Source organism: Brevibacillus laterosporus LMG 15441, assembly GCF_000219535.2.
Lineage (GTDB): Bacteria > Bacillota > Bacilli > Brevibacillales > Brevibacillaceae > Brevibacillus_B > Brevibacillus_B halotolerans.
In genome coordinates, this window is the sequence record NZ_CP007806.1 from 1,467,256 (window position 1) to 1,482,291 (window position 15,036).

General features: G+C 42.0%; 12 protein-coding genes and 1 pseudogene. 11 read left to right on the forward strand and 2 right to left on the reverse strand.

Features of this window, described 5'->3' with window-relative positions; all coding sequences use genetic code 11:
* Positions 1-97: 97 nt before the first annotated feature.
* Positions 98-766: a VOC family protein gene (locus tag BRLA_RS06795; RefSeq protein ID WP_003338228.1), complete on the reverse strand. Its 669-nt coding sequence runs from the start codon at positions 764-766 to the stop codon at positions 98-100.
* Positions 767-1,009: 243 nt separating this feature from the next.
* On the opposite strand from BRLA_RS06795, the gene lepA reads away from it, so the two are divergent.
* Positions 1,010-2,824 carry a translation elongation factor 4 gene (gene lepA / locus BRLA_RS06800; protein WP_003338227.1) on the forward strand — a complete coding sequence of 605 codons (1,815 nt, stop codon included), beginning with the start codon at positions 1,010-1,012 and terminating at the stop codon, positions 2,822-2,824.
* A gap of 147 nt (positions 2,825-2,971) precedes the next feature.
* Positions 2,972-3,325, forward strand: a pseudogene (locus BRLA_RS23045) (class I SAM-dependent methyltransferase); the annotation flags it as partial.
* 526 nt (positions 3,326-3,851) lie between these two features.
* On the opposite strand, the gene BRLA_RS06810 reads toward BRLA_RS23045, so the two are convergent.
* Positions 3,852-4,280 carry a hypothetical protein gene (locus BRLA_RS06810; protein ID WP_041751994.1) on the reverse strand — a complete coding sequence of 143 codons (429 nt, stop codon included), beginning with the start codon at positions 4,278-4,280 and terminating at the stop codon, positions 3,852-3,854.
* Positions 4,281-5,096: 816 nt separating this feature from the next.
* Between BRLA_RS06810 and hemW the strand changes: the two genes are divergently transcribed.
* The 9 genes from hemW to BRLA_RS06860 all read left to right on the forward strand — a co-directional run bounded on the left by hemW (position 5,097) and on the right by BRLA_RS06860 (position 14,945).
* Positions 5,097-6,242 carry a radical SAM family heme chaperone HemW gene (hemW, locus tag BRLA_RS06820; RefSeq protein WP_003338222.1) on the forward strand — a complete coding sequence of 382 codons (1,146 nt, stop codon included), beginning with the start codon at positions 5,097-5,099 and terminating at the stop codon, positions 6,240-6,242.
* Positions 6,243-6,517: 275 nt separating this feature from the next.
* Positions 6,518-7,576 carry a heat-inducible transcriptional repressor HrcA gene (gene hrcA / locus BRLA_RS06825; RefSeq protein ID WP_003338220.1) on the forward strand — a complete coding sequence of 353 codons (1,059 nt, stop codon included), beginning with the start codon at positions 6,518-6,520 and terminating at the stop codon, positions 7,574-7,576.
* A 70-nt stretch (positions 7,577-7,646) separates the two neighbouring features.
* On the forward strand, positions 7,647-8,213 hold the full coding sequence (gene grpE, locus BRLA_RS06830) for a nucleotide exchange factor GrpE (protein WP_003338219.1): 567 nt from the start codon (positions 7,647-7,649) through the stop codon (positions 8,211-8,213).
* Between the two features lie 62 nt (positions 8,214-8,275).
* Positions 8,276-10,117, forward strand: coding sequence for a molecular chaperone DnaK (gene dnaK / locus BRLA_RS06835; protein ID WP_003338218.1), 1,842 nt, complete (start codon positions 8,276-8,278; stop codon positions 10,115-10,117).
* Positions 10,118-10,267: 150 nt separating this feature from the next.
* Positions 10,268-11,389, forward strand: coding sequence for a molecular chaperone DnaJ (dnaJ, locus tag BRLA_RS06840; protein WP_003338217.1), 1,122 nt, complete (start codon positions 10,268-10,270; stop codon positions 11,387-11,389).
* Positions 11,390-11,433: 44 nt separating this feature from the next.
* Positions 11,434-12,372, forward strand: coding sequence for a 50S ribosomal protein L11 methyltransferase (gene prmA / locus BRLA_RS06845; RefSeq protein ID WP_003338216.1), 939 nt, complete (start codon positions 11,434-11,436; stop codon positions 12,370-12,372).
* A gap of 21 nt (positions 12,373-12,393) precedes the next feature.
* Positions 12,394-13,125 carry a 16S rRNA (uracil(1498)-N(3))-methyltransferase gene (locus BRLA_RS06850; protein ID WP_003338215.1) on the forward strand — a complete coding sequence of 244 codons (732 nt, stop codon included), beginning with the start codon at positions 12,394-12,396 and terminating at the stop codon, positions 13,123-13,125.
* Positions 13,126-13,155: 30 nt separating this feature from the next.
* A complete protein-coding gene (gene mtaB, locus BRLA_RS06855; protein ID WP_003338214.1) occupies positions 13,156-14,517 on the forward strand; it encodes a tRNA (N(6)-L-threonylcarbamoyladenosine(37)-C(2))-methylthiotransferase MtaB in 1,362 nt (453 codons plus the stop codon).
* Positions 14,514-14,945, forward strand: coding sequence for an NUDIX hydrolase (locus BRLA_RS06860; protein WP_003338213.1), 432 nt, complete (start codon positions 14,514-14,516; stop codon positions 14,943-14,945). Before mtaB ends, BRLA_RS06860 begins: the two co-directional genes overlap by 4 nt.
* The last annotated feature ends 91 nt before the right edge of the window (positions 14,946-15,036 follow it).

The window sequence follows — 15,036 nt, forward strand, 5'->3', positions numbered from 1 at the left end:
ATCTAATAGAAATGAAGAAGCCAATTCCTTATGATCTGCATAAAGAGCTAAGAAGAGTGCATCCAACTAAAGCTTTTTTAAAACTAGAGTCAGAGTCTTACACATATTTGGTATCATCTAGGAGTAGTCCTTTTGGCTCAAAATAACTAAAGCTGTTAGCATCTGCTGACTCCAAGCGTAAGGATGCATTTGCTAGCGGAAGAAAAGCTGTATGCATATCCAGATATTGTCCCAAGGTTGCTGAAAAGCCAATCAATTTTTCCAGCAATTGCACGTCCGCTACCAATGATGCTGTGCGGATGATGGCTGCTTGGGGATAGCCGGGGCGTGGTACAGTGGTTTTTTCGTATTGAACAAACCAAGGCAGATGTTCGTGAGTGCCAAGCATACGCATCATCATCGGTTCCCCTGAGGGAAGAGCAATTTGCTGTGTACCAGAAAAATGAATGGGGTATCCTTCTTGTTGTAAAATGGTTTCCACGTGATTCATATCATCGGTCTCTAAGACTAAGCTATAATAACCTTCTTGGTGTTTTTGGATGAAGGCTTGCAGCGCTAGACCAGATTCTGACTCTGGCACACGGGATTCATCTTCTATGTAAGCAACCTCAAGAAAACCACCGCCTGCTAACGGATAAAGACGAGTAGCAATCCCAGGGAAGGATTGGCCAGTAGCAATACAAGTATAGCCCCGCTCCTGTGTTATGATTTGGTTAATTTCATCGGGCCGGTTCGTTACGTAAATCAATCGGTCTAACAAGAACATAAAATATCTCTCCTTCATGAACAATTCACAGTCGGCCAATAGCTTTGCACGTATTAAAAGTGGGATGCTGTTGCATTCAATGTATCACAAGTTCAATAGAAGAGGGAGCGAGAATCGAAATAGGCGCGTTTATCAATAGCCATTTCTTGCTCAAATACTACCTTTTTGCTATTATTAATCTTAGTGTATTTTTTAGCGGATACGAATGAGCAGATCATTCTATCCGTGGGAGGGAACGAAGAAATGGATCGTCTGGAAAGGCAGAAAAAAATTCGCAATTTCTCTATCATCGCTCATATTGACCATGGGAAATCTACCCTGGCAGACCGTATTCTTGAACTGACAGGAGCTTTGACTGCTCGTGAGATGGAAGCGCAGTTCCTTGATACGATGGATTTGGAAAGAGAGCGTGGCATTACGATTAAATTAAACGCTGTTCGCCTGAACTATAAAGCAGACGATGGCGAGGAGTATATTCTTCACTTGATCGACACACCAGGACACGTCGACTTCACCTATGAAGTATCACGTAGTTTGGCGGCTTGTGAAGGAGCGCTGCTAGTCGTGGATGCAGCGCAAGGTATTGAAGCACAGACTCTAGCAAACGTGTACCTGGCTCTTGATAACAATCTGGAAATCATTCCAATCATTAATAAGATTGATTTGCCAAGTGCGGAACCGGATCGTGTGAAACAAGAGGTAGAGGACGTTATCGGTCTAGATACGAGCGACGCTGTTCTTACTTCTGCAAAATCGGGAATTGGTATTAAAGATGTGCTGGAAGCTGTGGTACAAAAAGTACCGGCTCCAACAGGAGACCCTGAGGCTCCATTGCAAGCCCTAATTTTTGACTCTTATTTTGATGCGTATCGAGGTGTTATTGCTTCTGTGCGTATCGTCAATGGTACCTTGAAAAAAGGTATGAAAATTAAGATGATGGCAACCAACAAGACGTTTGAGGTTACGGAAGTAGGTACCTCTACGCCTCGTCAGACTCCAGTGGATGAATTGACGGTGGGGGATGTAGGATACGTAGCCGCTTCTATTAAGACCGTTGGGGATACTAGAGTCGGTGATACGATTACAGACGCCAGTCGTCCGGCTACGGAAGCACTGCCTGGTTATCGTAAAATTAATTCCATGGTATTTTGTGGATTATATCCAATTGATACCAGTGATTACAACGATCTACGTGATGCTCTTGATAAATTGCAGCTTAATGATGCTTCTTTGCAATTTGAACCAGAAACATCGCAAGCGCTTGGATTCGGTTTCCGTTGTGGTTTCCTAGGACTTTTACACATGGAAATCATTCAGGAGCGTATTGAACGTGAATTCAATATTGATCTGATTACTACAGCGCCGAGTGTAATTTATCGCATTACACAAACCAATGGTGAGGTTATTGAAATTGATAACCCATCCAAAATGCCTGAGATACAAAAAATCGAGCTAATTGAAGAGCCATATGTAACCTCTACCGTCATGGTGCCAAAGGATTATGTTGGAGATGTTATGCAGCTCTGCCAAGGCAAGCGCGGTGATTTCCTTGATATGCAATATCTAGGCGAAAATCGTGTTCAATTGAAATATGATATGCCATTGTCTGAGATCGTATATGATTTCTTCGATATGTTGAAATCAGGCACAAAAGGATATGCTTCCTTTGATTACGAAATGGCAGGCTATAAACCATCTAAGCTAGTGAAAATGGATATTCTCCTAAATGGCGAGATTGTCGATGCCCTGTCCTTTATCGTACACACGGATACAGCTTATCCTCGTGGCAAAGTGATTTGTGAGAAGCTAAGAAAATTAATTCCTCGTCAGCAATTTGAGGTGCCAATTCAAGCAGCTATCGGTCAAAAAATCGTAGCGCGTGAAACGATAAGCGCAATGCGTAAAAATGTATTGGCAAAATGTTACGGGGGGGATATTTCCCGTAAACGGAAGCTATTAGAGAAGCAAAAAGAAGGTAAAAAGCGCATGAAAGCGGTAGGTTCCGTAGAAGTGCCACAAGAAGCATTTATGGCTGTTTTACGTATGGATGATAAGTAATAGCTGATAAATAAAGGGTTTTACGATTTGTGTTAATACCAAAAATTCACTTCCCCCACCCTATAGCCACCGAAGTGGTAAAATGGTGGGGGATTATTTTAGCCTCATTCATGATTCGTTCGAATATACGAAAGTCTATCGTGGTACGGATACAAACAGTATGTCATTCTAGGAACTGGATTAGATACCTTTTGTTTCCTATACCCAGAATTAAACGACAGCTCAGAAATATTTGAAGTTGATTATGCAGACGACAAACTTTTTGAAGAAAAAGGAATGTCTAATAGAGTTCAAAATATGGTTCAAATGGCTTCAGCTAGTGGTGAGCCAATGAAATCATGTTTTTCTTATGATGAAATGGAGAAAATGTTAGAAAACTCAGGTTTTCTCATTTATGAACATTTATCACCAGTTACTATTAATAATCAATTTTTTCGTAATCGTACAGACTATTTGTCTGCATTCGAAACGATTCATTACATCCATGCTGTAAAAAAATAATATTTCAGTTAATAACAGACTGACCTCTCAATCTTCCCTATGATTGATCGGGTAATCAAAACGCTCAAAAAAACCACAATAAATTAAAGATTTCAAAAAAACGCCACTTACAGCGTTTTAATCAATGCCCAGGATCATCTCTGTTTGTTTTTATGTTATTAATTTGCGAAGATGATAACCCATGTTTTGAAGAAATGATTTCCATAGAATGAAGATCAAAACTTGAGGGACATCAAGTTAATTCGGGAAGAGTACAAAGTCCTCGTTGCTGAATTTTTGTAGCGCAACTTGAAAAACCTGCAAAAAGTTAAACCTTCTCTCAATTTGGTCAAGCCCCTGTTTTGTAGACTGTAAGGAAAGCTCTGGCAGTTAGGTAGTTAACTGACGTCTAAATTCACTAGGCGTCAGTTTATTTAGCTTCAAACGATTAGATTTCATGCGATTAAATGTAATTAAATGCAATGAACCCTTGATACTTTTGGCATGTAAATAAAAAAGCACCCTACACGGGTGCGAAAAATCCAAATTAATGCCTCGTCTGTATAGCTAGCCCACTAAAAGAAATGGGGCCAACTACATCCGCTCTAGTATCTGGAGCCAGGTTTTCTGCAGTCAAACTGTAAACATGACAACCCGATCTTACATTACTATCAATCGCCTGAAATGTAACGACATAGTCTTGTTCAGAATCAGTTGACTCAATACCTACTAGTGTATTAAAAATCTCTATTCCGTCACGGAAGATTCTAAAAAGGATCTGAGAGATATTAGTAATGCCCCGAACACCAACAGTTGCTACTAATTCCACGCGATTAGGCACAGCACAGGAATGGGGTATTCTAATTTTAATGTTTGCTAAGTCAGTTCTATTTGGCGTGCTATTGATAGTAAATGACTGTGCTACGTCGAAACGATCAAGTGGCTGAGTTGCATTATAATCGAGAATACGTACCATAAAAATCACCTCCTCACATCTGCTAGTTAAAATATGTTGGACAGGAGGGATTTGCTTGGACATCGGTAAAAGTTCCGCAAACGGCAAGTCCCGGAACAAAGATAACATCGTTAATCCGTAATGAATTCCTTGGAATCATTCATCGATCTATCTCTCAAAAGTTCCTAAAAAGTAAAAAGCCCTCTAAAATTGGGTTGACCCCATAATGTGTGAGACGAAGGCAATTGAGCTTAGACTAGCAGGTGTTCCAGTAAAAGAAGTTATGGAGGAGTTACATATACGGAACTATGCTCAATTACAAGTAAGGATGAAATGGTATCGTGAAAGAGAACTTCACCGCTTAGAACAGCCTGTTCTATATCAATCATATGGTTACGGCAAAAGTTGCAAAGCAAGAAGGGGAAACAAGAACATCTCTACGTATGTATGCAAAAATTAGCAAGTATCCAAATATACACGGCCCTTTATTATCGTAGACTTTAGTTATTATATTGTTTCTATTATAATAAGCCCCTTTGTTGAATAGATTTTCTTACATCTACCTATCGTGACCCCCGTCATACTTAGAGGATGAAGGCGAGTTGACGTGATAGATAAGAATACATTATGATGTTCTAGCAACCCTAAAACATTGCTTTATCAATGTTTGTAGGTTAAACAGAATACAGTTTTGATACAGGTAAATGCTCTATGGCAACGAAAAGCATGAAGGCTGTTCTATGCATAGTTGATATCTTAGAGTCGTGGCCTGACACCATTATGGCTGTCAGGTCTTCGCTTTGTTAGGCCCAATTTCGTAAACAAGGAGGGGTAGAGATGTCCCCAAATGCTGTATATATCCACATCCCTTTTTGTACTAATAAATGTTACTATTGTGATTTTAATTCTTTTGTTACCAATAATCCTCAGTTGGTCTGGGATTACTTAGAAGCTTTACGCCGGGAAATGACGTTAACGTTCCAGCAAAATCCTCCTGAAAAGATAGAGACAATCTTTGTTGGGGGAGGCACTCCAACGTATTTAGATCAGGAGCAAATGGCGCTATTTTTGCATATGATAAATGAAAATCTGGCTCCTTATTTTAGTGCTGATCTGGAATGGACCATGGAAGCAAATCCAGGTACTACTGATCTGAAGAAACTGAGGCTGATGAGGTCATCTGGAGTAAATCGAATTAGTTTTGGTGTCCAATCATTCCAAAGTGATTTATTAAAACGGATTGGCCGTATTCATGATGTAGATGAGGTTTATCAAAGTGTGAATAATGCGATTCAAGCTGGGTTTGACAACATCTCAATTGATTTAATGTTTGGTCTGCCGGATCAGACCATGGAGATGTTTGCTCAAAGCTTGCAAAAAGCCATGGAACTACCAATCACGCACTTATCCTCCTACGGTTTAAAAGTAGAGGAGAATACCTTATTTCATACTCTGTATCAAAAAGATCAATTACCACTACCGACAGAGGACACTGAGCTAGAGATGTATCTTCTTTTAATAGAAACACTTGAGAAAAACGGGATGTCCATGTACGAGATTAGTAATTTTGCCAAGCCGGGTAAACAGAGCAAGCATAATAAGACCTATTGGTTAAACCAGGATTATTATGGTATTGGGGCTGGAGCGCATGGATATATAAATGGAAAAAGACATGTTAATGCCGGTCCGCTAGCTGTGTACACACGAATGGCGATGGAAGGCTCTCCGCGTGTAGAGGAATTTGAGGTAACGCAGAAGGAAGCAATGGAGGAGCAAATGATTCTGGGCTTACGTTTGCGTGAAGGAGTAGATATGGAGAGCTTTGCTAATCGCTTTGGTCGAACCGTCCAAGAAGAATTTGGAGAAACATTACAGCAGGAACTTCAAAAGGGAATGATAGAAATCGTAGACCAGCATGTACGTCTAACACCAAAGGGCTTACCACTTGGCAACGAAGTGTTTGCTGCTTTTTTACACGTATAGATGGAATATCATATGAATGAAGTAGGAAGAGAAGAGACAAGGTATCAAATTTTAGAAAATGACATCAGGAAGCACTTTTATGCGGAGAAACCCGAAAAAAGTGCTTTTTTTCTCCTATTTTTTTGCATTTTTCATAGGAGAGAAGTTGACAAATCATCTGTCACTTGATAAGTTAATAGTATCCGTTAGCACTCGCTTGATCTGAGTGCTAACAAAACCAAACCAGAAGTTGCCAATCGACATAGCCAAACATGTTAGAAGGAGGGCGTTTAGATATGCTAACGGAGCGACAAAAGCTTATTTTGCAAGCTATTATTGAAAATTATATTCATTCGGCAGAACCCGTTGGCTCCAGAACCATTTCAAAACGGCCTGAAATCACCTTCAGTTCGGCTACGATCCGCAATGAAATGTCTGATTTGGAGGATTTGGGTTATTTGGAGCAGCCGCATACCTCTGCGGGACGTGTTCCTTCCACGAAAGGCTATCGCTTCTACGTGGACCACATAGTGGAGCCTAATTTGTTGAAGAATAATGTAGATGTAAGCACTTGGAAGCAAATGTTTGCTGATCGGATCTTGCATTTTGAAAATGCCGTGGAACAGACAGCATCGGTCTTATCCCAATTGACTAACTATACGGCAGTTGTTCTTGGACCAGAAATCTTTGAACATCGCTTGAAACATCTGCAAATTATCCCTTTGAGTGACACACAAGCTGTAGCGATTATTGTAACTCAAACAGGGCGTGTAGAAAATAAGCGTATTGATTTGCCGACGGGACTATCACCGAGCGATATGGAGAAATTGGTTAATGTTTTAAACACAAGATTGCAAGATACACCATTATGGCAATTGCGCCAACGCTTGTATCAAGAAGTATCTGATGAGTTGAAGCGTCATGTGAATCATTATGAAGAGATGCTAACTATGATTAGTAATGCTATTGAAAGTGATTCATCTGATCGTTTGTTGCTGCGAGGAACTACTAAGTTCATGGAGCAGCCAGAGTTTCAGGATGTAGAAAAAGTCAAAGAGATTTTAGAGCTGTTTGAACGCAGTGACCAAATGACGCATCTGTTCGAAACCAATGAGAAGGGATTGCAGATACGCATTGGTCATGAAAATCATCTTGATGCCATGAAGAATTGTAGCATCGTTACGACCAATTATTCCTTTAACGGTAAGCCTGTAGGTACTATTGGTATACTTGGACCTACGCGTATGGAGTATGGTAAAGTGATTGCTGTCCTGGATTTCATTGCTTTGGGATTGTCGCGGATGTTAACTGCACAGATAGAAGGACGATCTTCAGAGGAGCAAGAGGATTCATGACGAACAAGGCGGGCGGGTTACAGTTGCTCGCTTACATAGATTATTAGTCACACAAGAGGAGGTAATCAGATTGAGCGAAGAGAAAGCAAAGGTTGAACTTGAGCAAGAAGAAATGGCTCAAGACCAAGCTGAGCAAAATGAGCAAGCTGAAACTGAGGCAACAGAAACAGGTGAAACAACTGACCTAGCAATGGAAGTGGAGCGTCTTCAGGCTCAATTGCAAGAGCAAGAAAACCGTTTGCTACGCAACTTGGCAGATATGGATAATATGCGTCGTCGCTCACGTAAAGAGCAAGAGGATTTACAAAAATATGCCTCTCAAAAGGTAGTGGAATCCTTACTGCCAGCGCTTGATAACTTTGAACGCGCTCTTGCTGTTGATCCTAATACTGCTACTACTGAAAGTATTTTACAAGGGGTGCAAATGGTGTACCGCCAGGTAATGCAGGTATTCGAGCAAGAAGGCCTACAAGCTATTGAATCAGTTGGTCATGCGTTTGATCCACATGTACATCAGGCTGTGATGCAAGTGGAAGATTCTAAATACAAAGCAAATGTTGTCGTAGAAGAATTACAAAAGGGTTATCAATTCAAGGACCGTGTTATCCGTCCTGCAATGGTTAAAGTAAACGCGTAAATGAAGATGTTTTAGCCCAAGAATCATTCACATATTGTAGATAATCGAGGAGGAAAAGATTTATGAGTCGTGTAATTGGTATTGACCTTGGTACAACTAACTCTTGTGTAGCGGTTATGGAAGGTAACGAGCCTATCGTTATTGCCAATGCTGAAGGAAACCGTACAACACCTTCTGTAGTTGCTTTCAAAAACGGAGAGCGCATTGTTGGTGAAACAGCAAAACGCCAAGCAATTACAAACGCTGATAATACGGTTATCTCCATCAAACGTTGGATGGGTACAAACCATAAAGAAACATTAGAAGGTAAAGATTATACACCTCAAGAGGTTTCCGCAATGATTCTGCAAAAGCTTAAAGCAGATGCAGAATCATATCTAGGACAACCGGTGACTCAAGCAGTTATCACAGTTCCTGCTTATTTCAATGACAGCCAACGCCAAGCTACTAAAGATGCAGGACGCATCGCTGGTTTGGAAGTTTTGCGCATTGTCAACGAGCCTACAGCAGCGGCACTTGCTTATGGTTTAGAGAAAAATGAAGACCAAACAATCCTAGTTTATGACTTGGGCGGCGGTACATTCGACGTATCTATCCTTGAGTTGTCTGAAGGTTTCTTTGAAGTAAAAGCTACTTCTGGAGATAACAAACTAGGTGGAGACGACTTTGACCAAGTGATCATGGATTATTTGGTAGCTGAATTTAAGAAAGAAAATGGCATTGACCTAGCTCAAGATCGCATGGCTATGCAACGTTTGAAAGATGCGGCTGAGAAAGCGAAAAAAGATTTGTCCGGCGTTGTTACTACAACGATCTCTTTACCGTTTATCACAGCAGATGCTTCTGGTCCTAAGCATATGGAGATTAGTTTGTCCCGTGCGAAATTTGAAGAGATTTCTGCTGGTTTGGTAGAGCGTACTATGGGTCCTACTCGTCAAGCTCTATCCGATGCTGGTCTTTCTCCAAACCAAATTGACCGCGTTCTTCTTGTTGGTGGTTCTACTCGTATCCCAGCGGTACAAGAAGCAATCAAGAAATTCATTGGCCAAGAACCTCATAAAGGTGTAAACCCAGACGAAGTAGTAGCCCTTGGTGCTGCTGTTCAAGCGGGCGTGTTAACTGGTGATGTTAAAGACGTAGTACTTCTTGACGTAACACCACTTTCTCTTGGTATTGAAACATTGGGTGGAGTATTCACGAAGTTGATCGATCGCAACACAACGATCCCAACAAGTAAATCTCAAGTGTTCTCTACAGCAGCGGACAACCAAACAGCGGTTGATATCCATGTTCTGCAAGGGGAGCGTCAAATGGCAGCAGACAACAAAACGTTGGGCCGTTTCCAATTGAGTGATATCCCACCAGCACCACGTGGTGTTCCACAAGTAGAGGTTAGCTTCGACATTGATGCTAACGGTATCGTAAACGTTCGAGCTAAAGATTTGGGAACAGGTAAAGAACAAGCAATCACAATCACTTCTAACTCCGGTCTGTCTGACGAGGAAATCGACCGCATGGTAAAAGAAGCGGAACTAAACTCCGAAGCAGATAAGAAACGCAAAGAAGAAGTAGAAATTCGCAACGAAGCAGATCAGTTAGTATTTACTACTGAGAAAACACTAAAAGACCTTGAAGGTAAAGTAGAGCAAGCTGAGATCGATAAAGCTAACGAAGCGAAGGATAAAACGAAAAAAGCTCTAGAAGGCGGTAACATCGACGAGATTAAAGCTGCGAAGGAAGAGCTTTCTGGAATCGTTCAACAATTGTCTGTTAAATTGTATGAGCAAGCAGCACAAGCACAACAAGCAGCTCAAAATGCGAACGGTGAAGGTGCAGATCAAGCAGGAAAAGACAACGTAGTAGATGCTGACTATGAAGTAGTTGACGAAGAAAAGAAACAATAAGAATAAATACAATGATTGTAAGAGGAGTCAAAGTCACACAATGTTGACTTTGACTCTTTTCCTTTATGGAATGGGGATTCTATTGAAGCTTGAAAGTATACATGCTAAGATTATCTTTGATTGTCTTGGATACGGGAGTGATAGACAAGTATGAAACGAGATTATTATGAGGTGCTGGGACTTGGAAAAGACGCCAGTGCAGATGATATAAAAAAGGCATATCGCAAGTTGGCAAGACAGTATCATCCGGACGTTAATAAAGAGGCAGATGCTGAACAGAAATTTAAAGAAGTCAAAGATGCATATGATGTACTCTCCGATGACCAAAAACGTGCCCAATACGATCGTTTTGGGCATCAGGACCCGAACCAAGGCTTTGGCGGGGGCTTTGATGCTTCTGGTATGGGCGGCTTTGGTGATATCTTTGACATGTTCTTTGGTGGCGGCGGACGTCGTGCTAATCCAAATGCACCGCGCCGTGGGGCTGACTTGGAGTATGCGATCAACATTGACTTCTTGGATGCTGTATTTGGCAAAGAAAGAGACATTGAGATTCAACGTGAAGTAGAATGCGATACGTGTCACGGCAGTGGAGCCAAACCTGGTACAAAGGTAGAAACCTGCTCAAGATGTAATGGATCTGGACAGGAGGAAGTTCAGGCAAACACTCCATTTGGGCGCGTTGTTAATCGCCGTGTTTGCTCTGTTTGTCATGGTAAAGGAAAGCAGATCAAGGAAAAATGTACAACGTGCAGAGGAACTGGTCGCAATAAAGTCAAACGCACGATCCACATTAACATCCCTGCTGGGGTAGATGATGGACAGCAAATGCGCATTACAGGCGAAGGTGAAGCTGGTGTGAATGGTGGACCAGCGGGTGATGTTTATGTTATGTTCCGTGTACGTAAACATGATTTCTTCGAACGTGACGGCAACGACATCTATTGTGAGATGCCAATTAATTTTGCTCAAGCCGCTCTAGGTGATGAAATTGAGGTGCCTACAGTAGATGGACGTGTGAAGCTGAAAATCCCAGCAGGAACACAAACCAACACTTTCTTCCGCTTACGTGGAAAAGGTGTGCCACACTTACGTGGAAATGGACGAGGCGATCAGCACGTGAAAGTTAAAGTAGTGACACCTACGAAATTAACGGATCGTCAAAAAGAGCTGTTACGTGAACTTGGGGGACTAGAGGATGGTGCACCCCTGCATGAACAACCAGAAGAGAATTTCTTTGATAAAATCAAGCGTAAATTACGTGGCGAATAAGGCGAATAATATGTTGTGGAAAGCTAGATGGGGGATGGTAGAGCATGAATTGGTCAGAAGTTAGTATTCACACCACGGCAGAGGCGGTTGAGGCTGTCTCTAGTATTTTGTATGAAGCGGGAGCAGGTGGCGTTGTCATTGAAGATCCCGAAATTTTATCCCGTGAGTGGAGCACGCCTTTTGGTGAAATCTACCACCTCTCACCAGATGACTTTCCAACTGATGGTGTGATTGTAAAAGCTTATTTCCCTGTGAATAGCTATTTGGGCGAAACCGTTGAAGAAATTAAAACACAGGTAGATGAACTTCTGACCTTCGGATTGGATGTCGGTAAAGGAACCGTTACAATGACCGAGGTTCATGAAGATGATTGGGCATCTGCTTGGAAAAAATATTATAAGCCAGTTGCCATTTCAGAACATATCACGATCACACCGATCTGGGAGGAGTACAAACCAAAGCGAGAAGGGGAGCTTATTATCGAAATGGACCCCGGCATGGCTTTTGGTACAGGTACACATCCTACTACTGTGCTGTGTATTCGTGCGATTGAACGCTACCTGAAAAAAGGGGATCGCGTTTATGATGTGGGAACAGGTACAGGAATTTTAAGTATTGCTGCTGCTAAGTTAGGCGCATCTTCCTTGACGGCCATGGATTTAGATGAGATTGCGGTTCGTTCTGCTCAAGAGAACTGTAGCATTAACAAAGTGGCTGACAAGGTTTTGGTGAAACAGAACAATCTGCTCGATGGGATTACTGAAAAAGTTGAAGTTGTGGTTGCCAATATCTTAGCCGAAGTAATTATTCGTTTCACGGATGATGTTCATCGTGTATTATTGCCTGGCGGTACGTTTATTGCTTCAGGGATTATTGGAGCGCGTGAAAATGATGTAAAAGAGGCATTAGCTGCCTCGAATTTGGAAGTTATAGAAACAGTTTACATGGAAGACTGGGTAGCAATTATCGCTAAAAAACGTTAGAATAATGGGGTTAATAATCAGATGCAACGTTATTTTATAGATAGCCAACAATTTTTTGACAATCAAGTGGTTATTACCGGGGACGATGTTCACCACATTGTGAAGGTTATGCGCACAGAGATTGGCGATCATATTTTGGTTAGCGATGGGAGAGGACGGGTGGTTAAAGCCCGTCTTTCTGCCTTGGAGCCCAAAGAAGTACGCGCTGAGATCGTGGAGCATATCACGAAACAAACAGAATTACCCGTATCGGTAACGATTGGTCAGGGGTTGCCAAAAGGGGACAAACTAGAGTGGATTTTACAAAAGGGAACGGAGCTTGGAGCGACTTCCTTTGTACCGTTTCAATCAGAGCGTACCATTGTTAAGCTAGATGCAAAGAAAGAAGCTAAAAAGCTGGAACGTTGGTCAAAAATTGTAAAAGAAGCTGCTGAGCAATCACATCGGGCCTATTTACCTGAGGTGTTAACTCCGCTTTCCTTTAAACAAGTGGTTGAACATGCGAAAAGCTATACAACTGCTGTTATTGCTTATGAAAAAGAAGATACCAAACGATTGGGCGAGGTGCTGTCAAACTTGTCTGTTGGCGACTCGCTTTTCGTCATGATTGGACCAGAAGGTGGATTTTCTGAAAGTGAAATTCAGTACGCAGAAGAAAATGGTATCCATTCTGTTTCGCTAGGTCCCCGCATTTTACGCACGGAAACAGCTAGTCAGTATTTGCTAGCTGCCGTTTCCTATCATTTTGAATAAGTCATACGTAACAGTGAAAGGAGGAGAGCAATGAATAAGGTTGCTTTCCATACATTGGGCTGTAAAGTAAACAGTTATGAAACAGAAGCGATTTGGAATCTGTTCAAGCAGAATGGCTATGAACGGGTAGACTTTGAGCAGGATGTAGCCGATGTATACATTATTAATACCTGTACAGTTACAAATACTGGTGACAAAAAAAGCCGTCAAGTAATTCGACGTGCTATCCGTCGTAACCCTGAGGCGATTGTTGCTGTTACAGGGTGCTATGCACAAACCTCACCAAAAGAGATTGCTGAAATTCCAGGTGTTGACATCGTGGTAGGTACACAAGGCCGCGATCGTTTATTGGAGTATGTTGCACAGATTCGCGGAGAACGAACACCGATTAACGCGGTAGGAAATATCATGAAAACCCGTGAATTTGAAGAGCTTGACGTACCGAATTTTTCCGATCGTACGCGTGCTTCCCTTAAAATTCAAGAAGGCTGTAACAATTTCTGTACCTTCTGTATTATTCCGTGGGCACGTGGTCTCATGCGTTCCCGTAAGCCTGAAAGCGTGATTGAACAAGCTGAAAAACTAGTAGCAGAAGGATATCTTGAGATCGTTCTGACTGGTATTCACACAGGTGGATATGGAGAGGATTTAGAGGATTACAATCTGGCTAAATTACTAGTTGAATTGGAAAAGGTAGAAGGCCTAAAACGTATTCGCATTAGTTCTATTGAAGCGAGTCAAATTACGGATGAGGTCGTGGCAGTAATTGATCGCTCCGAGAAAATTTGCCGCCACCTGCACGTACCACTGCAAGCAGGTGATGATGCTGTATTAAAACGCATGCGTCGCAAGTATACTACGGCAGAATTTATGGAGCGTATTCATAAAGTTCGTAAGGCATTACCTGGGGTTGCTATCACAACGGATGTGATTGTTGGTTTCCCGGGTGAGACCGAAGAGCAATTTGTAGCGGGTTATAATTTTATTAAAGAACTAGGCTTTGCAGAGCTGCACGTCTTCCCGTATTCTATGCGCACAGGAACCCCTGCTGCACGTATGGAAGATCAGGTGGATGAAGAAGTGAAGAAGGAACGTGTAGCGAAGCTTATTGAATTAAATCAACAGCTATCTGTGGAATATGCACAGCCGTTTATCGGTGATGTTCTAGAGATCATTCCAGAGCGTCCGTATAAGGAAGACCCAACGAGCGGTATGCTAATGGGCTATTCCGATAATTACTTGAACGTGGTGTTTGAGGGTACAGAGGATATGATCGGGAAAATTTGTAAGGTTCGTCTCGATGAGGTTGATGCTGAATATTGCAAAGGAACGTTCGTTCGAGTGATAGAATCCCTACCTATCGAAATGGATAGCAAAGGAAAAGCAGTATGAAGGAAATCTCCGCAGGCGGTGTCGTCTACCGAAAACGAGATGGAGAGATTAGCTTATTGATGATCAAGGATCGTTTTGGCAAGGTAACGGTTGCGAAAGGCAAGCAAGAACTAGGCGAGACCTTGATGCAGACTGCTATTCGAGAAATTGAAGAGGAAACGGGCATACAAGGGGAACTAGGCCCATTGCTAGAGGTTGTTCACTACACCTACCAGCATCCGATTCAGCAAATTTTGATCGAAAAAGAAGTACATTATTATTTAGTCAAAGCGTTGACGGATCAAGTAACGGTTCAGGTAGAAGAAATCGATGCAGTGCAATGGCTCAAGCCAGAGGCTGCTTGGGAACTACACGAACAAGCCGGTTACGAGAACAACCGCAGTGTGTTACGAAAAGCTTTGGAAACCTTGGGAATACAGGTTATATAGAACAATGAGAGCTCGACCAGAAATGGTTGGGCTTTTGTTGTCCAGTCGCATTTCATGGCAAATGAACCTTGTATGTTTATGAGGACAGGAA

Excerpts from the sequence above, each read along its gene's own strand:
- prmA (WP_003338216.1), top strand. The coding sequence starts at position 11,434 with ATGAATTGGTCAGAAGTTAGTATTCACACCACGGCAGAGGCGGTTGAG.
- lepA (WP_003338227.1), top strand. The coding sequence starts at position 1,010 with ATGGATCGTCTGGAAAGGCAGAAAAAAATTCGCAATTTCTCTATCATC.
- BRLA_RS06860 (WP_003338213.1), top strand. The coding sequence starts at position 14,514 with ATGAAGGAAATCTCCGCAGGCGGTGTCGTCTACCGAAAACGAGATGGA.
- hemW (WP_003338222.1), top strand. The coding sequence starts at position 5,097 with ATGTCCCCAAATGCTGTATATATCCACATCCCTTTTTGTACTAATAAA.
- dnaJ (WP_003338217.1), top strand. The coding sequence starts at position 10,268 with ATGAAACGAGATTATTATGAGGTGCTGGGACTTGGAAAAGACGCCAGT.
- BRLA_RS06810 (WP_041751994.1), bottom strand. The coding sequence starts at position 4,280 with ATGGTACGTATTCTCGATTATAATGCAACTCAGCCACTTGATCGTTTC.
- dnaK (WP_003338218.1), top strand. The coding sequence starts at position 8,276 with ATGAGTCGTGTAATTGGTATTGACCTTGGTACAACTAACTCTTGTGTA.
- mtaB (WP_003338214.1), top strand. The coding sequence starts at position 13,156 with ATGAATAAGGTTGCTTTCCATACATTGGGCTGTAAAGTAAACAGTTAT.
- BRLA_RS06850 (WP_003338215.1), top strand. The coding sequence starts at position 12,394 with ATGCAACGTTATTTTATAGATAGCCAACAATTTTTTGACAATCAAGTG.
- hrcA (WP_003338220.1), top strand. The coding sequence starts at position 6,518 with ATGCTAACGGAGCGACAAAAGCTTATTTTGCAAGCTATTATTGAAAAT.
- BRLA_RS06795 (WP_003338228.1), bottom strand. The coding sequence starts at position 766 with ATGTTCTTGTTAGACCGATTGATTTACGTAACGAACCGGCCCGATGAA.